Source organism: Streptomyces sp. NPDC018693 (genome assembly GCF_044391385.1).
Classification (GTDB): Bacteria; Actinomycetota; Actinomycetes; order Streptomycetales; family Streptomycetaceae; genus Streptomyces.
In genome coordinates this window covers 591,421-613,505 of sequence record NZ_JBIRZZ010000004.1, presented here as the reverse complement: position 1 = coordinate 613,505, position 22,085 = coordinate 591,421, and the positions used below count along the sequence as shown (strand labels likewise).

The 22,085-nt window shown below is 71.2% G+C and carries 12 protein-coding genes; 8 read left to right on the top strand and 4 right to left on the bottom strand.

The genetic code is table 11. The annotated features are described in order from the left end of the window. The 3 genes from ACH5AC_RS14650 to ACH5AC_RS14640 all read left to right on the top strand — a co-directional run bounded on the left by ACH5AC_RS14650 (position 1) and on the right by ACH5AC_RS14640 (position 10,260). Positions 1-9,408 (top strand): amino acid adenylation domain-containing protein, encoded by a 9,408-nt coding sequence (locus tag ACH5AC_RS14650; protein ID WP_398862106.1) that lies wholly within the window; start codon positions 1-3, stop codon positions 9,406-9,408. A gap of 47 nt (positions 9,409-9,455) precedes the next feature. Beyond that, positions 9,456-9,668 carry an MbtH family protein gene (locus tag ACH5AC_RS14645; protein ID WP_398862105.1) on the top strand — a complete coding sequence of 71 codons (213 nt, stop codon included), beginning with the start codon at positions 9,456-9,458 and terminating at the stop codon, positions 9,666-9,668. Between the two features lie 184 nt (positions 9,669-9,852). Further along, positions 9,853-10,260: a helix-turn-helix domain-containing protein gene (locus ACH5AC_RS14640; RefSeq protein ID WP_398862104.1), complete on the top strand. Its 408-nt coding sequence runs from the start codon at positions 9,853-9,855 to the stop codon at positions 10,258-10,260. 139 nt (positions 10,261-10,399) lie between these two features. Here ACH5AC_RS14640 and ACH5AC_RS14635 read toward each other — a convergent pair whose 3' ends face one another. Continuing rightward, the gene (locus ACH5AC_RS14635) at positions 10,400-11,086 is read right to left on the bottom strand and encodes a tryptophan 2,3-dioxygenase family protein (protein WP_398862229.1); all 687 of its coding nucleotides are present in this window, start codon (positions 11,084-11,086) and stop codon (positions 10,400-10,402) included. Between the two features lie 197 nt (positions 11,087-11,283). Here ACH5AC_RS14635 and ACH5AC_RS14630 point away from each other — a divergent pair, with 197 nt between their 5' ends. Next, entirely contained in the window at positions 11,284-12,471 is a 1,188-nt protein-coding gene (locus tag ACH5AC_RS14630; protein ID WP_398862103.1) for a cytochrome P450, read from the top strand. Positions 12,472-12,477: 6 nt separating this feature from the next. Here ACH5AC_RS14630 and ACH5AC_RS14625 read toward each other — a convergent pair whose 3' ends face one another. The 3 genes from ACH5AC_RS14625 to ACH5AC_RS14615 all read right to left on the bottom strand — a co-directional run bounded on the left by ACH5AC_RS14625 (position 12,478) and on the right by ACH5AC_RS14615 (position 16,381). After that, positions 12,478-14,238 carry an amino acid adenylation domain-containing protein gene (locus ACH5AC_RS14625; RefSeq protein WP_398862102.1) on the bottom strand — a complete coding sequence of 587 codons (1,761 nt, stop codon included), beginning with the start codon at positions 14,236-14,238 and terminating at the stop codon, positions 12,478-12,480. Between the two features lie 89 nt (positions 14,239-14,327). Next, a complete protein-coding gene (locus ACH5AC_RS14620; protein ID WP_398862101.1) occupies positions 14,328-15,536 on the bottom strand; it encodes an erythromycin esterase family protein in 1,209 nt (402 codons plus the stop codon). Positions 15,537-15,604: 68 nt separating this feature from the next. Then, positions 15,605-16,381 carry a TioE family transcriptional regulator gene (locus ACH5AC_RS14615; protein WP_398862100.1) on the bottom strand — a complete coding sequence of 259 codons (777 nt, stop codon included), beginning with the start codon at positions 16,379-16,381 and terminating at the stop codon, positions 15,605-15,607. Between the two features lie 157 nt (positions 16,382-16,538). Between ACH5AC_RS14615 and ACH5AC_RS14610 the strand changes: the two genes are divergently transcribed. The 4 genes from ACH5AC_RS14610 to ACH5AC_RS14595 all read left to right on the top strand — a co-directional run bounded on the left by ACH5AC_RS14610 (position 16,539) and on the right by ACH5AC_RS14595 (position 22,013). Further along, the gene (locus tag ACH5AC_RS14610) at positions 16,539-18,917 is read left to right on the top strand and encodes an ATP-binding cassette domain-containing protein (protein WP_398862099.1); all 2,379 of its coding nucleotides are present in this window, start codon (positions 16,539-16,541) and stop codon (positions 18,915-18,917) included. A gap of 293 nt (positions 18,918-19,210) precedes the next feature. Beyond that, complete coding sequence (locus tag ACH5AC_RS14605) at positions 19,211-20,149, top strand: NAD(P)/FAD-dependent oxidoreductase (RefSeq protein ID WP_398862098.1); 939 nt, start codon at positions 19,211-19,213, stop codon at positions 20,147-20,149. Between the two features lie 65 nt (positions 20,150-20,214). Beyond that, the gene (locus ACH5AC_RS14600) at positions 20,215-21,198 is read left to right on the top strand and encodes an ATP-binding cassette domain-containing protein (RefSeq protein ID WP_398862097.1); all 984 of its coding nucleotides are present in this window, start codon (positions 20,215-20,217) and stop codon (positions 21,196-21,198) included. Further along, entirely contained in the window at positions 21,195-22,013 is an 819-nt protein-coding gene (locus tag ACH5AC_RS14595) for an ABC transporter permease (RefSeq protein WP_398862096.1), read from the top strand. Before ACH5AC_RS14600 ends, ACH5AC_RS14595 begins: the two co-directional genes overlap by 4 nt. Positions 22,014-22,085 lie beyond the last annotated feature (72 nt).

The following is a 22,085-nucleotide window of genomic DNA, read 5'->3' as shown; positions in this document are numbered from 1 at the left end:
ATGACCCCCCTGTCGTACGCGCAGCGGCGAATGTGGTTCATCAACCGCTTCGAAGGTCCTTCCTCCACCTACAACATCCCCCTGCTCCTGCGCTGCCACGGCCCGCTCGACACCGTCGCGCTGCGGGCGGCGTTTCGCGACGTGATGGTGCGTCACGAAGTCCTGCGCACGGTCTTCGCGGAGACCGACGGCCAGCCGTACCAGCGTGTTCTCGACCCTGCCGAGATCGACCTGCCCTGGCAGGACTGGGGCCGGGTGGCCCCCGAGCGGGTGCCCGGCGTGGTGGAGTCGGTGAGCAGCAGCTGGTTCGACCTGTCGACGGACGTGCCGCTGCGCGGCTGCGTCCTCCAGAGCGGCGACGAGGAGTTCCTGGTCGTCCTGGTGATCCACCACATCGCCGGCGACGGCGGCTCGCTGGCCCCGCTGGCACGTGACGTGTCGACGGCCTACCGGGCCCGGGTGACCGGGACGGCACCGGACTGGCCCGAACTGCCCGTGCAGTACTCGGACTACGCGCGGTGGCAACAGGAAATGCTGGGTGACGAAAAGGATCCGGACAGCGTCGTCTCGGTGCAGAGCGCCTATTGGCGCAAGGAACTGGCGGGTGTGTCCAAGCCTCTTCCCTTGCCCCTGGACCGGCCCCGTCCCGAGGTGGCGACTTTCCGAGGCGGATCGGTTCCGGTCGGGTTGTCCGCCGAACTGCGCGCCGCCGCGGAGAATTTGGCGCAAACCCATGGTGTCACGACGGCGATAGTGCTCCAGGCCGCCCTGGTGGTATTGCTGCATCGGCTGGGGGGAGGCGAGGATGTGACCATCGGCTCGCCGATCGCGGGCCGTACGGAGGAGGCCCTGAGCGAACTGGTGGGCTTCTTCGTCAATACCTGGACGCTGCGCGTGCAGGTGACCGCGGACCGGACTTTCGAGAGGGTGCTTGAACAGGTACGGAACAAGGCGCTTGCTGCCTACGATCACCAGGATGTGCCGTTCGAGCGGCTCGTGGAGCTGTTGCGGCCGGAGCGGTCGACCGCGCACCACCCCCTGTTCCAGGTGGTGCTGGCGTGGCAGAACAACACACCACCGCACCTTGACCTGCCGGGTCTCACCGTGACGATGGAACCGCTGCCCACCGGCAGCGCGAAGTTCGACCTGTTCTTCAACCTGGCGCCGGACGACTCCACCGGCTCCGTCGTCGGTGAGATCGAGTACGCCACCGACCTCTTCGACCGCTCCACCGTGGAGGACATCGCGGCACGGTTCGTGGCCGTTGTCGAGGAGGTCGTGGCCGATCCGAGGACCACCGTCGGCGCAGCGGCCGAGGCAGGGCCCGGCCGGTCCGGGGACACGCTCGACGCCGCCGAGCGCCACAAGATCCTCGTCGAGTGGAACGACACCGCCCACCCCGTCCACTGCCCGGGACCGGTCCACCTGCTCTTCGAGGAGCAGGCCGCCCGGCGCCCGGACGCCACCGCCCTGCGCTGGGCCGGCGGCACCATGACCTACGGCGAGCTGAACCGGTGGGCGAACCGCGTCGCCTGGGACCTCAAGGAACGCGGCGTCGGCCCCGAGACCGTCGTCGGCGTCGGCGTCCCCCGTGGGCCGGCCATGATCGCCGCCGTTCTGGGCGTGCTCAAGGCGGGCGGCGCCTATCTGCCGCTCGAACCGGCGCTGCCCGCCGACCGCGTGGCCGGCATGCTCGCCGACGCCGGCTGCTCCCTCGTGCTGTCCACGCCGGACACCGAACGCTGGACCCTTCCGGACGGCGTCCGGCTCGTCGAACTCGCCGACGCCCGGTCGCCCGGCGCCGACCACGATCCGGAACCGGCCGCGGGACCGGACAACACGGCGTACATCATCTTCACCTCCGGCAGCACCGGGAAGCCGAAGGGTGTCGCGGTCACCCACCGCCCGGTGCACAACCTGCTCGACTGGTGTTACCGCACGTTCGCGTTCGGCCCCCACGACGTCGTCCTGTGCGTCACCTCGCTCGGCTTCGACCTCTCCGTCTTCGACATCTTCGGCCTGCTCGGCTGCGGCGGTGGCGTCTACATCGCGGACGCCGTCCAGCAACGCGATCCGCAGCTGCTCCTGGACGTCCTGCTCACGGAGCCGATCACCTTCTGGGACTCGGTGCCCACCACCCTCAACCAGGTCGCGTCCCTGCTCACGGAGGAACGCGGGTACGAGGGCACCGACAACCTGCGCCTGGTGTTCCTCTCCGGCGACTACACCCCGCTGTCGCTGCCCGACGAGGTCCGCCGGGTGTTCACCGGCGCGGAGATCGTCAGCCTCGGCGGCGCCACCGAGGCGACGGTGTGGTCCAACTACTTCCGGGTCCGGGAGATCGACCCGTCCTGGCGCAGCATCCCCTACGGCCGTCCCATCGACAACGCCCGCTACTACGTGCTCGACGAGAACATGGAGCCGTGCCCCGTCGGCGTCGAGGGCGACCTGTACATCGGCGGGGACTGCCTCTGCGTCGGCTACGTCAACCGACCCGAGCTGACCGCGGAACGATTCGTCCGTGACCCCTTCAGCGCGCGTGAGGGCGACAGGCTGTACCGCACCGGCGACCGCGCCGGCTTCTTCCCGGACGGCAACATCTGCTTCCTCGGCCGCGCCGACAACCAGGTCAAGCTGCGCGGGTTCCGCGTCGAGCCCGGCGAGATCGAGCACGCCCTGGTCCGGCACCCGGCCGTCCGCCAGGCCATCGTCACCGCCCGCGAGGACCAGCCCGGTGACCTGCGGCTGGTCGCCTACGTCGTCCCCGACACCGGCGCCCTGCCGCCCGCCGGCGGCACCGACGACCAGGTGGGAGAGTGGCAGGAGGTCTACGACCAGACCTACTCCGACGACAGCGGACACGGATTCGGTGAGGACTTCACCGGCTGGAACAACTCCTCCACCGGTGAACCGATCCCGCTCGACGAGATGCGGGCCTGGCGCGACGCCGCCGTGGAAGGCGTCCTGTGCTGGTCACCCGAGCGCGTCCTCGAACTCGGCGTCGGCACCGGACTCCTGCTCGCGCACCTCGCCGGCCGGGTGGAGGAGTACTGGGCCACCGACTTCTCCCGGGCCGTGATCGACCGGCTCGGCGACCAGGTGACCCGGGCCGGCCTGGCCGACCGGGTCCGGTTGCGCCACCAGGCCGCCGACGATCTCACCGGACTGCCCCGGGGCGGATTCGACACCGTGGTGCTCAACTCGGTCGTGCAGTACTTCCCGGACGAGCGCTACCTCGCCCGGGTCCTGGACGGTGCCTGGGAACTGCTCGCGCCGGGCGGCCGGATCGTCCTCGGCGACATCCGGCGGGCGGCCTCCCTGCGCACGTTGCAGACGGGCGTCCAGCGGGCGAAGCACCCCGATGCGGCACCGGCCGTGCTGCGTACCACGGTCGACCAGGCCGTGCTGCTGGAGAAGGAACTGGTGGTCGACCCCGAGTGGTTCCTGCGCTGGGCACACCGGGCCGGGGCGGCCGGAACCGACATCCGCGTCAAGGACGGCATCCACCACAACGAGCTGACCCGGCACCGCTACGAGGTCGTGCTGCACAAGCCGGGCACGGAACCGGCGGACGTCCCGCGACGGCTCGACGGCGTCCCCACCCTGGCCTGGGAAGGCGACCTGGGCCGGCTCGCCGACCGCATGGGCGACCGGCCCGAGCCGGCGGTGCGGATCACCAGAATCCCGAACGCCCGCCTCACCGAGGAGGCCGCAGCGGCCCGCGCCCTCGACCTCGACGGCTCCGCCGCGCCCGAGCTGCCTCCGCTCGACCCCGCCGAGATCCGCGCCTGGGCCGCCCGGCACGGCTGGGACGCGGTGCCGACCTGGTCGGCCGACGCGGTCGACCTGCTCGACGTCGTCGTGCTGCGCGACGGCCCGGCGGCCGGCACCCCCCTCACCGGCACGTACCTGCCGGCCACCGACGGACGCACCCCGGCGAACGACCCCGCGGCCGCCGCCGCCGTCACGGCACTGCTGCCCGCCCTGCGCGGCCATCTGCGGGAGACCCTGCCCGAGTACATGATCCCGGCCGCCATCGTGCCCATCGCCGCCGTGCCGCTGACCGACAACGGCAAGCCCGACCGGCGCGCCCTGCCCGCGCCGGACTACACGGCCGGTGGCGGCCGGGCCCCCGCCACACCGGAGGAGGAGTCGCTGTGCGCGCTGTTCGCCGCGGTCCTCGGTCTGGACCGGGTCGGCGTGGACGACAACTTCTTCACCATCGGCGGCCACTCCCTCCTGGCCACCCGGCTGGTGAGCCGCATCCGGGCCGAGCACGGAGTGGAGATCCCCATCCGGGCCGTCTTCCAGTCGCCCAGCGTCGCCGAACTCGCGGCGCACCTGACCACCCTGAACCACCTCCGCGCGCCGCTGCGGCCCCAGGTCCGGCCCGAACTGCTGCCGCTGTCCTACGCCCAGCAGCGGCTGTGGTTCATCCACCGCTTCGAAGGACCCTCGGCGACCTACAACGTCGCGCTGGCCCTGCGGATGCGCGGTGAGCTCGACCCGGCCGCCCTGCGCCGCGCCGTGCACGACGTCGTCGTGCGGCACGAATCGCTGCGCACCGTCTTCGGCGAGGCGGACGGGCAGCCGTACCAGCGGATCCTGCCACCGGCCGCGGTCGAGGTCCCCTGGGAGGAACGCGAGGTCACCGAGGCCGAACTGCCCGACGTCCTGCGGGCGGCGGCGCGCCGCCCGTTCGACCTGGCGGCCGAGATCCCGTTCCGCTCCTGGCTGCTGCGGACCGGCGAACGCGAGGCGGTGTTCCTCATCGGCGCGCACCACATCGCCGCCGACGGCTGGTCCGCCCTCCCGCTCGCCGAGGACCTCACCACCGCCTACGAGGCCCGCCGCGCGGGCCGGGCGCCCGAGTGGGAACCGCTTCCCGTGCAGTACGCCGACTACACGCTCTGGCAGCGGGAACTGCTGGGCGACAGCGAGAACCCGGGCAGCCTCTACCGGCGGCAGCTGGACTACTGGACGACCCAGCTGGCCGGCCTGCCCGAGACCGTCACGCCCCCCACCGACCGGCCCCGGCCCGCCGTCGCGTCGTACGCCGGCGATCTGGTGCCGCTCGCCCTCGACCCCCAGCTGACCGACGGCGTGCGCCGGCTGGCCCGGGAGTCCGGCGCCACGGTGTCGATGGTGCTCCAGGCGGCCCTCGCCGCGCTGCTCACCAGGCTCGGCGCGGGCACGGACGTGCCCATCGGCTCGCCCATCGCCGGACGCACCGACGAGGCGCTCAACCGACTGGTCGGCTTCTTCGTCAACACGTGGGTGCTGCGCGCGGACACCTCCGGTGACCCCTCCTTCGCCGAACTCGTCGGCAGGGTGCGCGAGAGCAGCCTCGCCGCCTACGACCACCAGGACATCCCGTTCGAGCACCTGGTCGAGATGCTCAACCCCGTCCGCTCGCCCGCCCACCACCCGCTCTTCCAGGTGTGCCTGGCGCTCCAGAACAACACGCGGCCGGAGTTCCACCTGGCCGGCCTGACCGTGACCGAGGAGCCTTTCTCCCTGGGCACCGCGCGCTTCGACCTGTTCATCAGCGTCACCGAACGGGACGAGGAAGGTGCACCGGCCCGCATCGAGGGCTTCGCGGAGTACGCCACCGAACTCTTCGACGCGGGGACGGTCAGGACGCTGCTCGACCGCTGGCTGCACTTCCTGCGCCAAGCGGTCGCGGCGCCGGACACGCCCATCGGATCCGTCGATGTCCTCACCGAACAGGAGCGGGCTGCGCTGAGCGCCTGGGGCGGCCCGGCCCGAGGCGCCGGGTTCGAGGCCGGCACGCTTCCCGAGCGGTTCGCCGCCGCGGTCGCCGCGACGCCGGACGCCACCGCGCTGGTCTCCGCGGACTCCACGCTCACCTGGACCTACTCCGAACTGGACCGCTGGGCCAACCGCCTCGCGCATCGCTTCCGGGCCCGCGGCGCCCGCCCGGCCGACCGCGTCGCGCTCGTGATGGAACGCTCGCCACTGCTCGTCGCCGCCATCCTCGGTGTCCTCAAGGCCGGTGCCGCCTACGCGCCCATCGACCCGACCTACCCGCCCGAGCGCATCGACTTCCTGCTCGCGGACCTCGATCCGGCGCTCACCGTGGACGAGGGACTCGCCGAGGAGGATCTCGACGGGCTGCCCGACTCGCCGCCCGAAGTGGAGGGCGTCGGCGAGCACGCCATCGCCTACGTGATGTACACCTCGGGTTCCACCGGACGCCCCAAGGGCGTGGAGGTGACCCACCGCAACGTCGTCGACCTCGCGCTCGACGGCTGCTTCCGCACCGGCGCCCATCGCCGCGTCCTCGTCCACTCGCCGCACACCTTCGACGCGTCGACGTACGAGATGTGGGTGCCGCTGCTCGGCGGCGGCACGGCCGTGGTGGCCCGCGCCGGCCGGCCGGACACCGCGGAACTCGCCCGGGTGATCGTCGAGCGGGAGGTGACGGCGCTGTGGCTGACCGCCGGACTGTTCGCCGTGATGGCCGAACAGCACGCCGAGTGCTTCGGTGCCGTCCATGAGGTGTGGGCCGGCGGGGACGTCCTGTCGCCGACCGCCGTCCGCGCGGTCCTCGACGCCTGCCCCGGCGTCACCGTGGTCAACGGCTACGGCCCGACCGAGACCACCACGTTCGCCTCCCGGCACCGGATGGCCTCCGCGGCGCAGTGCACCGACCCGCTGCCCATCGGCACCCCGATGGACGGCAGCCGGCTCCTCGTCCTGGACGACCGGCTGCGGCCGGTGCCACGCGGCGTGGTGGGCGAGCTGTACATCGGCGGCGACGGCGTGGCGCGCGGTTACGCGGGCCGCCCGGGCCTGACCGCCACTCGGTTCGTGCCCGACCCGTCCGCACAGCCCGGAGCGCGCGTCTACCGCACCGGTGACCTGGTGCGCTGGGACACCGCCGGTCGCCTTCACTACGTCAGCCGCAGTGACGACCAGCTCAAGCTGCGCGGCTTCCGCGTCGAGCCGGGCGAGCTGGAGGCGGTGCTGCGCGAACAGGACGGCGTGGCGAACGCGGTGGTCGCCGTGCGCCGGGACCGGCTCGGCGAACGCCGCATGGTCGCCTACGTGGTGCCCGACAGCACCGCCTCCACCGGCCGTGACGCCGTCGAACAGGTCGGCGAGTGGCGCGAGATCTACGACACCATGTACGGCGCGACAGAGGTCGCCACCGACACGGTCGGCGAGGACTTCACCGGCTGGAACAGCTCCTACACCGGCCGTCCCATCCCGCTGGCGCAGATGCGGTCCTGGCGCGAGGCGGTGCTGCGGCAAGTGCGGTCCCTGCGCCCGCGCCGGGTGCTGGAGATCGGCGTCGGCTCCGGTCTGCTGCTCGGCCCGCTCGCACCGGAGGCCGAGGAGTACTGGGGCACCGACTTCTCGGCGCCCGTCATCGAACGACTGCGCGCCCAGACCAGCGCCGACCGGCGGCTGTCGGACAAGGTGACCCTGCGCTGCCAGCCCGCCGACGACGCCGACGGCCTGCCCGCCGGGTACTTCGACACGGTCATCCTCAACTCGGTCGTGCAGTACTTCCCGGACGCCGACTACCTGACCCGGGTGCTCGACCTCGCGATGGACCGGCTCGCACCCGGCGGGCGCGTGGTGCTCGGCGACGTCCGCAACTACCGCACCCTGCGCACGTTCGCCGCGGCGGTGCACCGCTGCCGGCAGCCCGCCGACGGCCCGGCCGCCGTGCAGGCCGCCGTCGAACGCGCGGTGCTCGCTGAGAAGGAACTCGTCGTCGACCCGGGCTTCTTCACCCGCTGGGCCGAGGCACGCCCGGACGCCGTCGCCGCCGACATCCGCCTCAAGCAGGGCACCCACCACAACGAGCTGACCCGCCACCGCTACGAGGTCGTGCTGCACAAGGCGCCGGCGAAGCCGCTGGACCTCGGCGACCTGCCCGAGGCGGTCTGGGCGTCGGAGGTCCGCGAACTGGCCGACCTGGAGAGCGCGCTGGCCCGGCACGGCGGCCGGCTCCGCCTGACCCGCGTCCCCAACGCCCGCCTGGCCGGCGAGGCCGCCGAATGGGGCGCTCCCGCCGAACTGGGCGGCACGCTCGACCCCGCCGAACTGGAGGCATGGGGCGCCCGGCGCGGGCTCGCGGTGTACTGCACGTGGTCGGCCCAGGCGGGTGACTGCTTCGAGGCGGCCGTCCTGCCCGACGTCGACGCCGTCTGCTGCGACGGTCTGTACCGGCCCTCCGGCGCCCCCTCGGCCCGGTCGGCGAACGTCCCCGCGGTCTCCCGCCGCGCCTCCCGGCTGCCCTCCGTGCTGCGCGAGCGGCTCGCCGGCCGGCTGCCGGAGTTCATGATGCCCGCCGAGATCGTCGTCCTCGACCGGCTGCCGCTCACCGAGAACGGCAAGGTGGACCGGGCCGCGCTCCCCGAGCCGGACCCGGTCGGCGGGGAACACCGGGCCCCGCGCACTCCGCGCGAGGAGGAACTCGCCGCGCTCTTCGCCGAGGTGCTGGGCCTGGACCGGATCGGCATCGACGACGATTTCTTCGCCTGCGGCGGCCACTCCCTGCGGCTGACGCGTCTGGTCTGGCGGATCCACGAGAAGCTGGGCGTGGACGTCCCGATCCGCACGGTGTTCCAGTATCCGACCGTCGCCGAACTGGCGGCACAGCTGACCACCGACGCCGACGCCGACTTCGAGGACCCGTTCGCCGTCCTGCTGCCGATCCGCACCGAGGGGCAACAGCCACCTCTGTGGTGGCTGCACCCGGGCGGCGGGCTGAGCTGGCCCTACCTCGGCTTCGCCCGCCACCTGGACCCGGCCTGGCCGCTGTACGGCATTCAGGCACGCGGCTTCGACGGGACCACTGCGCCGGCCGGCTCCATCGAGGAGATGGTCGAGGACTACCTCGGGCAGGTCCTCCAAGTCCAGCCGAGCGGCCCCTACCACCTGCTGGGCTGGTCCTTCGGCGGCACCCTCGCGCACGCCATGGCGGCCGAACTCCAGCGCCGCGGACACGAGGTGGCACTCCTGGCGCTGCTGGACGCCGCGCCCTCCAGCCACTTCGCCGACCTGGAAGCGCTGGACGAGTCCATGGTCCGCCGCTACCTCGCCAACTACATGGGACACCTGGCAGGGATGGAGGAATACCCGTCGCTCGTCACCACCGCCTCCTCGATCTTCATCGGACAGATGGAGCAGATGCGGCGGTTCACCTCACCGCGGTACCGCGGTGACGTCGTCTTCTTCAACGCACTCCTCGACCCGGAGACCCACGACAAGCGGGAACTGGACGAGGACCTGGACGTGCTCTGGCAGGAACACGTCGACGGTCGTCTGCAGCGCATCGACATCGCCTGCGCTCACAACGAGATGTACTGGCCGCGGAACGCGGCTGAGATCAGCCGCACCATCAACCGGATTCTGCGGGCAGCGCAGTGACCCTGATCGAACCCGCACGTGCTGAAACGAGATCTGGAGGACAAAAGGTGAGCACCAATCCGTTCGACGACGAGGACGGCCAGTTCCACGTGCTGGTCAACGACGAGGACCAGCACTCCCTGTGGCCCGCCTTCGCCGAGGTGCCCGCCGGATGGCGCAGCGTCTTCGGCCCCGCCGGAAGGGCGGAGAGTATCGCATACGTGGAGGAGCACTGGACCGACATGCGGCCGCGCAGCCTCCGGGAGGCGATGAACGGCTAGCCCGTTGCGGCTGCTCGGCCGACGTGAGACCGCCGTCGGCCGACGATGACAGTGACCATCTCTGTGCGTCGACGGGGAGGCGCAGGCTGTGCGATGTACGACCAGCGATGTCATGTTCGTCCGATGGCCGGCACAAACAGACCTTCGGAACCGATGCAGGAGGGACGGCGTACCCCGTCTCCTCGTGGTGGAGGCGGGCGCCCGTCCGCCGGTCTGCAACGACCCCTTCGAGGACTGGGTCCGGGCACCCATCTCCCGGGACGATCTCGACGCCCGGGTCAGGGCTCTCCAGAACCGGCTCGACAGCCGGCAGATACCCACCCTCGACTCCGCGGGAACACTCACCTTCGGTTCGCATTCGATCACCATCTCCAACGTCCAGACCGAATTGATGGAGCTGCTCATCGAGCACTTCGGGGAGGTGGTGTACCGGCATGAACTCTCACAACGGCTCGCGGAATGCGTGCAGAGGCCGACGAGGAATTCGCTCGACCTGCACATCATGAGGCTCCGCCGCCGTCTGTCACCGACCGACCTGGTGATCCGCACGGCCTGGGGCCGCGGCTACGCCCTGGAGGTCGAAGCCCGCTAGGTGGCTGCCCCGGCACGGTGGTGACACGGGTGCGGGGTGTTCGAACAAGTGAGGGCCTTCTGGGGTCGGTGTGGACTGCGACATCCACGCCCGACCACAGGAGGCCCTCATGCACGGGTGCCCATCGGCGGCCGAATGGCTATGAGTGGTGCACCTTCCCGCGCAGCCGGCGAAGTTCGGGGAAGGGCCGGGTGACTCGGCGGGCAAGGAAGTCGACACCGCTCGAACCGCCGGTTCCGCCCTGCTCGCCGATCATCTTCGACACCAGCGCCAGGTGTGCCACCTTCCAGTGCCAGTATCCGTTCCCCAAGTCCACCAGCGCTTCCGCGAGGCGGTGCAGCACGCCGGACTCGACGCCACGTCGGCAGACGTCGTGCACGGACTGCCCGTGGTACTCGACCGCCGCCGCGAACGCCTCGTAGAGAGTGCCCTGGTGGTGGCTGTTGCCCAGCAGTGCCGTCAGCCGCCGGAACTGCGCGGACTGCGCGCCGCTCGCCGTGTCCAGATAGGTCCGGAACTCGGCGAAGTAACGCAGCGGCAGTTTCTCCAGCACCAGCAACTGCTGCTGAAGCACCCGTATCAGGTCGCCGGACCGCAGCAGGAATTCCAGTCCCAGTTCCAGGTCGTGCGGGTCGCAGGGCGGCAGGAGCGCCTCGGCAGCGGCGTCCAGATCAGCCCCGAGCTGCTTCAGCCACAGCTCGCAGGACTGGTGGGCGATGATGAAGAACTGTTCGGCCAGGACGACCGCCCGGCCGACTGTTTGGGGGGCCTGCGGCTCTTGGAGCGAAAGCAGGGTCTCCATGTGGAGATAGTCCCCATACGTCAGAGTACTCAGGACGCCGCCTCCTCGTCATAGGTGATCTGCCGGCCGCAGCCGGACGATCCGGCGCGTCCAACGACCCATGTTCCTGAGCGTGACACGGGAAGGAACGGGCTGATCTGCAATCTTTCGTCTCTCATTCAAGAAGAAAGACCTGCGCAAGAGCTTCCCGGCGTCGGCGCCGCCGATGTGACCATGTGGGCATGACCACCCCGACCGAGCTGGACCTGACCGACGCGACCGCCTTCGTACGGCACGACGCGTACGAGTTCTGGCGCGACGTGCGCAAGCACCGGCCCGTGTACTGGCACGAGGGAAAACCCGGTTTCTGGGTCGTCGCCCGTCACGCCGACGTGCTGTCCTGCTACGCCGACGTGCGCTCCCTGAGTTCCGCTCGCGGGACCGTACTGGACGTCCTGCTGAGCGGCGGTGACTCGGCGGGCGGCAAGATGCTCGCGGTCACCGACCGGCCCCGCCACCGCGAGCTGCGCAACCTGATGCTGCGCGCCTTCTCCCCGCGCGTCCTCGGCGCGGTGGCGGAGAAGGTACGGGAGCGGACGTCACGGCTCATCAAGACCGTTGCGGGGCAAGGAGAGATCGACTTCGCGGCGGAGGTCGCCGAGCACATCCCGATGAACACGATCTGCGATCTGCTCTCCATCCCGGAGGCGGACCGCGAGAAGCTGCTGCGCTGGAACAAGCTGGCCCTCTCCTCGGACGACGCCGAGTCCGACCGGCTGGACTCCCTGGAGGCCCGCAACGAGATCATCGGCTACTTCATGGACCTCGCCCGGCACCGCCGCGGCGACCCCGGCGACGACGTGATCAGCATGATCGCGACAGCGGAGGCGGGAGGCCGCCCGCTGACGCTGGAGGAGGCCGCGCTCAACTGCTACAGCCTCGTGCTCGGCGGCGACGAGTCCTCCCGCGTGTCCGCGATCTGCGCGGTGAAGACGTTCGCCGAGCACCCCGCCCAGTGGCGGGCGTTGCGCGAAGGGTCGGCCGCGATCGACACGGCGGTCGAGGAGGTGCTGCGCTGGGCCACTCCGGCCATGCACTTCGCCCGCACCGCGACCCGGGACATGCGGATAGGCGGCCGGCGGGTGCGCGCGGGCGACATCGTGACACTGTGGAACACCTCCGCCAACAACGACGAGGAGGTGTTCGACCAGCCCCGCCGGTTCGACCCGACCCGCTCGCCCAACAAGCACCTCTCCTTCGGCCACGGCCCGCACTTCTGCGTCGGCGCGTTCCTCGGCCGGGCGGAGCTGCGCGCACTGCTGAGCGCGCTCACCGAATCGGTCGCCGAGATCGAGATGTGCGGCGAGCCCGCCCCGATCTACTCCAACTTCCTGAACGGCTACGCCAGTCTGCCGGTCGCCTTCCGCTGACGGCCGTCAGCCGGGCAGCCGGCTCTCGACGGCCGCGGCCAGCTCGCCGATCGTCGCCGCCTCCAGCACGGCCCGGATCGACAGCGCGACCTCGAACCGCTCCCGGATCCGGGCGACCAGCCTGGTCGCCTGCACGGAGTGCCCGCCGAGCTCGAAGAAGTTGTCGGCGGCCGCCACCTCCGGGATCCCGAGGACGTCCCGCACGATCGCGCAGACCACGGCCGCGCAGTCGTCCGCCTCGACGGCCTCCGGCGCCCGCCCGCCGTCCGGGAGTCCCTCGGCGCCCGCGTCCGGCTGCGGCAGGGCCTCCCGGTCGATCTTGCCGTTGGCCAGTGTCGGGAACCGCTCCAGCACCGTGACCCGTGCGGGCACCATGTGCGCGGGCAGTGACTCGGCGACATGGGCGCGCAGATCACCCGGCTCGATCGGCGCCGTGGTGGTGACATAGCCGACGACATGCGCGTCGGCCAGCTCACCCCGCACCACGGCGACGGCGACGTCCACCGCCGGATGGGCGGCGAGCCGGGCTTCGATCTCACCGAGTTCGACGCGGAAACCGCGCAGCTTCACCTGGCCGTCGGAGCGGCCCGCGAAGAACAGCTCGCCGTCCGGCCCCCTGCGGCCCCGGTCGCCCGTGCGGTACATCCGGGTGCCCGGCGGCCCGAACGGGTCGGCCACGAACTTCCCCGCGGTCGCCGGGGACCGGTTGAGATAGCCGCGCGCCAGCCCGCTGCCCGCGATGTACAGCTCGCCCTCCGTGCCGGGCGGCACCGGGCGCAGGCGCTCGTCGAGCACATGCACCTCCTTGCCGACCCACGGAGTGCCGATCCCGATGTCACCGGCGTCGCGCACCGGCCCGGCGATCGTCGCCCCGACGGTCACTTCGGTCGGACCGTAGCCGTTGAACATCCGCCGTGCCCGCGACCACTTGCGCACCAGCGTCGGCGTACAGCTGTCCCCCGTGGACATGACGGTCCCGCCGAGCAGGACGTCCTCGGCGTCGGTCTCGCTGAGCGCCACCGGGGGCAGTACGGCGTGCGTGATGCCGTACTTGAGCAAGGTGTTCCACAGCGGATGGCCCGGCAGCAGGTCGTCGGCGGGCACCATCACGAGGGCCGCCCCGGACAGCAGCGCCAGGGACACGTCCCAGAAGGCGGCGTCGAAACTGATGGACGCCCACTGGAGCACGCGGTCGCCCGGGCCCGCCCGCAGGACGGCCGCCTGGGTGGCGGCCATGTCGCGTACACCGCTGTGCGGCACGGCGACACCCTTGGGCGTTCCGGTCGACCCCGAGGTGTAGATGACGTACATCAGGTGCTCGGGGCGCAGTGCGGCGCGGCGCTCGTGCTGGGCGACGTCGTGCCCCGGCAGAGCCGCGCACGCGGCACGGAACGCCGGGTCGTCGAGGACGAGTTCCTCCGGACCCGCGCCGAGGGGCGCCACCGAGGAGGACCGCAGCAGCAGCACCGGCCGCGCGTCGGACAGCATGAACGACAGGCGTTCCGCCGGATAGTCCGGGTCGAGCGGGAGGTAGGCGCCGCCGGCCTTGAGCACCGCCATGATCGCCACGATCAGTTCTCGCGACTTCGGCATCGCGATCGCGACGAGCGAGTCGGGACCGACACCGTGCGCGACGAGCCTGCGGGCGAGCCGGTTGATCCGGGTGTTCAGCTCCGCGTACCCGAGGGTGCCCTCCCCGTCGACGAGGGCGGGCTCATTGCCCCGTCGGGCGACGATTGACTCGAACAGTGCAGGAACCGTGTTCAAGCGCGGTCAGCTCCTTCGGGAGGCTCCCTGATCGACGGCGAATCTAATCTCCGGCGCCCGGGGAGCCCGGCGAATCCTTCCTGTCTCTGTCAGTGCCCGCTCCCGGCACCGGCGGGGGTGCGCAGGAGGTCCCCCGACGGGGTGACGGCGGCGCCGTCGCGGACGTGCAGGACCGCGTCGGCGGTGCCCAGGAGGGCCTGGTCGAGCGGAAAGTAGCCCTGCTGCGGGGTCGTGTCCGTCCTGGGCCGGGCGGCGGTTGCCGTGCCGGTGGGGGCCAGGGCCCAGTCGGTGACGCGGTCCTGCAGAACGCCCTCGTGGGTGCCTGGCTCGGGGTCGCCCAGCCCGATGGCCTCACTGCGGCCCAGGCTGCCGGCGACGAAGACGTACTGCTCGCCCAGCAGTGGTGCCACGACGGTGCCGGCCCCGGGCCAGCCGACGCGCAGGTCTCCCAGGCTCCAGGTGCTCGGGGTCCGCTGGAGGTGCACGTTGTGGGCGAAGACCAGCGTCGCGCCCCGGCGGCCCTCGATGCTGCGGATGTCGAGGAGGTTCTGCGCCATGAGCGCGTCCCGGGTGGCGAACAGCCGGGACAGCCGGGTGTTGTTCTCCAGGCGCTGGGCCGCCTGCCAGTGGTAGCGCAGCAGACCGAGGCCGGCGGTGAGGTGGGTCCTGGCCCGGAGCCACGCCGCGCGCGAGGTCTGCGCGATCCGTTCGGCGGCGTTGGCGTGGAGCAGCGTGAGCATGTCGTCGGCGAGGGACCGCAGCCGCTCCGCCTCGGGCGTGGCCCCGACCGACATGGCCGGGTCCATCACCGCCTCCGTACGGCTCCACTGCTCGTCCGTGCCGAACAGCCCGGTCAGGTCGAGGTCGAGCCCCAGATAGTCCCGGGCGTGCTCGAGACAGCGCCGCGGGCTGGGGGCGCTGGTCGTCTCCGTCGGGACGTCGAAGCCGTGGAAGGTCAGCTGCTCCTCCGGCGGCAGGTCTGCGTTGTGGTCGCGCATCCAGGCGACGAGGCGCCGGTTGGTCTCAAGATCGCCGAAGCCGTGGGAGAAGCCCACCCGCGCCACCTCGTCGAGATCCCCGTCGCCGCCCTTGACGAAGTCGTCGACGCGCAGCGCGGCCACGCGGTCGGTCTCCAGGGCGATCGAGCGGAAGCCGAGTCGGGTCAGCCGGGCGAACAGCTCGTTGCGTACCCACCCGAAGGCGGGTTCCCGGTGGGTGGGTTCGCCGAGCGCCAGCACGGCGCACGAGGCCACGGGAAGGTCGTGGAAGTCCTTTCTCATGTCTGTCAATCGAATCATTGAAAGACCTGTTGAGGCTTACGGCGATGCGGTCGGCGCCACGGGCGGACTCGCCGGGCCGCGGGGTCTCAAACCGTCGGTGGGGATCCCGGCGCGGGAGCGGGTTCCGCGGCGGCCGGCGGTCCGGCCGGGGCGACGCCCAGCAGGGCCACGTACCCGCCGAGACGGGCCGCCGCGTCGAGCATGGACACACCGCGGGCCGTGAGCCGCCGCCGCCAGTCGTCGAGGGCCGCGGACAGCGCCTCGGTGCCGCCGGCCGTGCGGATCTGCCGGACCACCGTGCGGATGTGCTCCAGCGGGTACCCCCCGCGCCGCAGGAGATGAGTCAGCTCGGCGTCGCGCACGTCCGCGGCGCCGAACGAACGATGACCGGTGACCGGCTCCCGGGCGGGGGTGAGGATGCCCACCGCCTCCCAGTTCCGCAGGGTCGCCGCGGTCACCCCGAGGCGGCGCGCGAGTTCGCCGATGCTGAGCGGCTCGCTGCCGGCGGAGGTGTGCTCGGCGAGGCCGGGGCCGCGGGTGAGGTGCTCCACCGCCCGCCCCACCGCGTCCAGCGTGCTTCTGTCGCGCAGCAGTTGGGCGTGGCCGCGGTCGACGGCGGTCAGCGCGGCGTCGAGGTCGCCGGTGTTGAGCGAGCGCATGATCTCGCCACCCGTGGCGTAACCGTATGCCTGGACGAGCGCCAGATAGGCGCGCAGGGCCGCCGCGTGGATCTCGGTGTAGGTGCGGTAGCCAGACGGGGTGCGCCGCGCGAGCGGGATGAACCCGTCCCGCTCGTAGTTGCGGACCGCCTGGGTGGAAATGCCGTGCTCACGGGCCAGGTCGTATGGACGCAGGTACTTCACGGTTTGAGACTTTATACGAGCAACTCGGCGTTGTTTCTCCAAAACCCTCAACCGACTTTGCAGGTATACGCTTGAGGCCATGAACCGGGACGTTCAGGAACTCGTCACCACGTCGCATGACGAAGGCGTGCCGCGTCCGACAAACAGGAGGGACACCATGACGGCCGGCACGGAGACGGACACCCAGCCCGCTGCGCTGTGTGCCGCCGACAGCCATGATCTGATCCGTGTGCACGGAGCACGTGAGAACAACCTCAAGAACGTGCATGTGGAGATCCCCAAGCGGCGGCTGACCGTGTTCACCGGGGTCTCCGGCTCGGGCAAGAGCTCCCTGGTGTTCGACACGATCGCCGCAGAGTCGCAACGGCTGATCAACGAGACCTACAGCGCCTTCATCCAGGGCTTCATGCCCACCCTGGCGCGGCCCGAGGCCGACCTGCTCGACGGGCTGACCACCGCGATCCTGGTCGACCAGCAGCCGATGGGCACCAGCCTGCGCTCCACGGTCGGCACCGCCACCGACGCGGGCACACTGCTGCGCATCCTCTTCAGCCGGCTCGCCAAGCCGTACATCGGCTCGCAGAAGGCGTTCGCCTTCAACGTGGCCTCGGCCGACGCGTCGGGTGTCCTTGTGGTGAACGGCAAGAGGATCGAGAAGGGCTTCAGCGTCGTCGGCGGCATGTGCCTGCGGTGCGAGGGCATGGGCACCGTCTCGGACATCGATCCCGCCCAGCTGTTCGACGACTCCAAGTCGCTCGCGGACGGCGCGATCACGGTCCCCGGCTGGAAGCCGGACGGCTGGGTGGTGCAGTCGTTCACCGAGTCGGGCTTCCTCGACCCGCACAAGGCGATCCGCGACTACACCGAGCAGGAACGGCACGACTTCCTGCACCGGGACCCGGTCAAGGTCAAGGTGAAGGGCGTCAACACCACCTACGAGGGCCTCCTCGCGCGGGTGCGCAAGTCGTTCCTGTCCAAGGACAAGGAGACGCTCCAGCCGCACATCCGTGCCTTCGTGGAACGGGCGGTGGCGTTCTCCGCCTGCCCCGAGTGCCACGGCACCCGGCTCAGCGAGACCGCCCGGTCCGCGAAGATCGACGGCCTCAGCATCGCCGACGCCTGCGCCATGCAGATCAGCGACCTCGCGGCCTGGATCCGCGGTCTGACCGACCCGTCGGTCACGACACTGCTCACGGTGCTCGGCCAGACCCTCGACTCGTTCGTCCGGATCGGCCTCGGCTACCTCTCGCTCGACCGGTCCTCGAGCACGCTCTCGGGCGGTGAGGCCCAGCGCGTCAAGATGGTCCGCCACCTGGGCTCCGCGCTCACCGACGTCACCTACGTCTTCGACGAGCCCACCGTCGGCCTGCACCCGCACGACATCCAGCGGATGAACGACCTGCTGCTGCGACTGCGCGACAAGGGCAACACCGTGCTGGTCGTGGAGCACAAGCCGGAGACGATCGTGATCGCCGACCACGTCGTCGACCTGGGACCCCTCGCCGGCACCAAGGGCGGCGAGGTGGTCTTCGAGGGCACCGTCGAGGGTCTGCGGGCCAGCGGCACCGTCACCGGACGGCACCTGGACGACCGGGCCTCGCTGAAGCCGTCCGTGCGCGAGCGGTCCGGTGTGCTGGAGGTGCGCGGGGCCAACGCCCACAATCTGCGCGACGTCGACGTGGACATCCCGCTCGGCGTGCTCACCGTGGTCACCGGGGTCGCGGGCTCCGGCAAGAGTTCCCTGATCCACGACTCGGTAGCGGGCCGCGACGGCGTCGTCACGGTGGACCAGTCGCCCATCAAGGGCTCCCGGCGCAGCAACCCGGCCACCTACACGGGCATGCTCGAACCGATCCGCAAGACGTTCGCCAAGGTCAACGGGGTCAAGCCCGCCTTGTTCAGCCCCAACTCCGAGGGCGCCTGCCCCGCCTGCAAAGGTGCCGGTGTCATCTACACCGATCTGGCGATCATGGCCGGTGCCGCCACCACCTGCGAGGACTGCGAGGGCAAGCGGTTCCAGGCATCGGTGCTCCAGTACCGGCTCGGCGGCCGGGACATCAGCGAGGTGTTCGCGATGCCGGTGGCCGAGGCCGCCGAGTTCTTCCGCAGCGGTGAGGCACGGACGCCCGCCGCGTACACCGTCCTCGACCGGCTCGCCGAGGTCGGCCTGGGCTACCTCGGCCTCGGCCAGCCGCTCACCACCCTCTCCGGCGGCGAGCGGCAACGGCTGAAGCTCGCCGGCCACATGGGGGGAACGGGCAACGTCTACATCCTCGACGAGCCGACCAGCGGCCTGCACCTGGCCGACGTCGAGCAACTGCTCGCCCTGCTCGACCGGTTGGTGGACTCCGGCAAGACGGTCATCGTCGTGGAGCACCATCAGGCGGTCATGGCGCACGCCGACTGGATCATCGACCTCGGCCCCGGCGCCGGCCACGACGGCGGCCGGATCGTCTTCGAGGGCACGCCCGCCGATCTCGTCGCCGCCCGCTCCACCCTCACGGGCGAGCACCTCGCCCAGTACGTCGGCGCCTGACGAGACGCGGCCATGCGCCTGCCCCCGCCCGGTGACTCGGGGCGGGGGCGTCGACCGCGGCCGGCTGGTGCCTGGGCGGAGAAGCGCCGGCATCACCCCTGCCGCGCAGGCGCACGACTGTCTGGCTCACCTCTTTCGCCCGCACCTCTCCACCACCGCGGCGGCAACGACAATGCGGGCCGACGGCTTCCGCCCGCCGACTGCCCCATCCCGGCGTTCCCCCACCGGGCACCTGCCGGACCGCTCCCGCGGTGGACGGACCCGCTCATGCCGCCCGACGGAAGGGATCAGAGATGTCCTCGCACGCCGACCACACCACCGTGATCGTGGGAGCCGGCCCCGCCGGGCTCACCGCGGCACTCGGCCTGGCCAGATACCGGCACCAGGTGATCGTCGTGGACAGCCCCCGGGCACCGCGCAACAGCGCGTCGGCAGGCGTTCACGGCCACATCGGAATGGACGGCGTCACTCCCGCCGAGTTCCGGGATCGCGCCTGGCGGGAGCTCTCCCGGTACACGACCGTGGAGCGGCTGGAGGACGACGCCGACAGCGTGCTCCCCGCTCCCGACGGGGGCTTCCGGATCGCCCTCGGCGGCGCTGAGACCGTCGAGGCCCGAACCGTCCTGCTCGCGACCGGTGTCGTCGACGTCCATCCGGCCGACGTGGACGGCTTCGCGGAGTGCTGGGGCCGCAGCGTGATCCACTGCCCGTTCTGCCTGGGTGAGGAGAACGCCGGTCGGCGCTGGGCGACGGTCGCCGACAACGCGGAACTCGCGGGACTGTCGGCCGTGGCCTTCCGCGCCTGGAGCGAGGACACGATCGCGATCTGCCAGGAGTCGATGCCCGGCCTGGAGACCGCTCGCGCGACCGCGCGAAGCAGGGGAGGGGACGTCGTCACGGGAACGGTCCGCCGCCTGCACCACCGGGAAGGGGCCCTGTACGGCATCGAGTTGGCCGACGGCAGGGTCCTGGAGCGGCAGACCCTGGTGTGGACGCCGCGACAGCGGCAGCAACCCGTCGTGCAGCGGGCGGCCGACGAACTGAAGCTGACAGTCGACGACGCCGGCTTCGTCGGCGTCGACGCCTCCCAGTGCACCAGCGTGCCGGGCCTGTACGCGGCCGGGGACCTGACCAGTCGCTGGAAGCAGTCGGTCACCGCGTCGACCGCGGCGGGCGCGGCGGCCGCCGACGCCATCCACATGTCGGCCTTGCTCGGTGCCGTGCACCACTGAACCGGGTCGCCGCCCCGCCACCCCGCACCTCAGGGCGCGTCGGACCAGGAAAGGAATCACGGCAGATGCCAGCAGCGATCAGGACGGCCGGTCTGTGCAAGCGTTTCGGCTCGCTCACCGCACTCGACCGCCTCGAACTCACGGTGCCCGAGGGCACGGTGCACGGCCTGCTCGGCCCCAACGGCGCCGGCAAGACCACCACCGTCCGGATCCTGGCCACCCTCATCGCGCCGGACGAGGGAGTGGCCGAGGTGTTCGGCGTGGACGTGCGCCGCGACCCCCGGCGGGTCCGGTCGATGATCGGGCTCACCGGCCAGTACGCTGCTGTCGACGAACTGCTCACCGGGCGCGAGAACCTGCACATGATCGGCAGGCTGTTCCGGCTGTCGAAGTCCGACTGCCGGGCACGCGCGAGCGAACTGCTGGAACGCTTCGGCCTGGAGGACGCGGCCGACCGGCAGCCCAAGACGTACTCGGGCGGGATGCGGCGCCGGCTCGACGTCGCGGCCAGCCTCATGGCGCGGCCCGGGCTCGTCTTCCTCGACGAGCCGACCACCGGCCTCGATCCGCGCAGCCGTATGGAGGTGTGGCGGCTCGTGCGCGAACTGGTCGCGGACGGAACGACCGTACTGCTCACCACGCAGTACCTGGAGGAGGCGGACCAGCTCGCCGACTCCCTGTCCGTGATCGACCGGGGCAAGGTCATCGTCAGCGGTACCCCGGACGAGCTGAAGGCCCAGGTGGGCCCGGACCGGGTGGGCATCACGCTCCTCGACACGGGAGCCATGGAGCGCACGGTCCGGATCCTGCGGGAGCGGCTGGGCACCGACCCGGTCGCCGACTCCGAGAAGATGCAGGTCCACGCGCCGCTGCCCGACGGCGGCACACTGCCCGACCTGCTTCACCTGCTCAGGGAGTCGGGGATCGCGATAGGTGACGTGGCGCTCCGCCGGCCCACTCTCGACGACGTCTTCCTCGCCGTGACGGGCAGATCCGCCGATCACGGCACCGACCGGCGCAACAGTGGGAAGGAAACCGAGCGGCCATGACCTCCACCACTCTGACGCGCGAGAGCGGCACGTCGTACACGCCGTCGGGCAACGCCCTCGCATGGTGGTTCTGCGACGTGTGGCAAATGACCCTGCGCAACGTACGGCACGTACTGCGCAGCCCCGAACTGGTGATGTTCTCACTGGTCCAGCCGGTGATGTTCATCCTGCTGTTCACGTACGTCTTCGGCGGCGCCATCGACGTCGGCGGCGAACGCTACGCCCAGTTCCTGCTGCCCGGCATCCTCGTCCAGATGGCGCTGTACGGCTCCGCCGCCGGTACCACCATCGGGGTCGCCGCCGAGATGCACGAGGGCCTCATGGACCGCTTCCGGTCGATGCCGATGAGCCGTACCGCCGTGCTGATCGGCCGCACGCTGTCGGAGATCTTCCGCAACGTCGGCGTGGCCGGCGTGACCGTGGGAGTGGGTCTGCTGGTCGGCTTCCGGTTCCGCAACGGCCTCGTGCCCGCGCTGGCCGGCCTGCTGCTGTTGCTGTTGTTCGGCTACGCGGTGTCGTGGTTCGCCGCCTACCTCGGGCTGTTGGTGCGCAACGCGGAAGCCGCCCAGGCGGTCGGCGGTGTGTGGATCTTCCCGTTCACCCTGATCTCCTCGGCGTTCGTACCGACCGGCACGATGCCGGGCTGGCTGGAGGCGTACGCCGCCCACAGCCCCATGACGGCGGCCGTGAACGCGCTGCGCGCACTGTTCACCGGGGGCCCGGCGACCAGCTACGTCCTGCAGACCGTGGCCTGGTCGGTCGGCCTGATCGCGGTGTTCGCCCCGCTCGCGGTCCGCAAGTACGGCTCACGCTGACCGGCGGACGACACCTCCGTGACAGAAGTCCGCAAGAGACCGAGGAGGCGCCGGGGGGCGACGCAATCATGG

What these genes read in the sequence shown, in the direction of transcription:
- ACH5AC_RS14650 (WP_398862106.1), top strand. Translation starts at nt 1, where the DNA reads ATGACCCCCCTGTCGTACGCGCAGCGGCGAATGTGGTTCATCAACCGC.
- ACH5AC_RS14630 (WP_398862103.1), top strand. Translation starts at nt 11,284, where the DNA reads ATGACCACCCCGACCGAGCTGGACCTGACCGACGCGACCGCCTTCGTA.
- ACH5AC_RS14600 (WP_398862097.1), top strand. Translation starts at nt 20,215, where the DNA reads ATGCCAGCAGCGATCAGGACGGCCGGTCTGTGCAAGCGTTTCGGCTCG.
- ACH5AC_RS14610 (WP_398862099.1), top strand. Translation starts at nt 16,539, where the DNA reads ATGACGGCCGGCACGGAGACGGACACCCAGCCCGCTGCGCTGTGTGCC.
- ACH5AC_RS14595 (WP_398862096.1), top strand. Translation starts at nt 21,195, where the DNA reads ATGACCTCCACCACTCTGACGCGCGAGAGCGGCACGTCGTACACGCCG.
- ACH5AC_RS14605 (WP_398862098.1), top strand. Translation starts at nt 19,211, where the DNA reads ATGTCCTCGCACGCCGACCACACCACCGTGATCGTGGGAGCCGGCCCC.
- ACH5AC_RS14620 (WP_398862101.1), bottom strand. Translation starts at nt 15,536, where the DNA reads ATGATTCGATTGACAGACATGAGAAAGGACTTCCACGACCTTCCCGTG.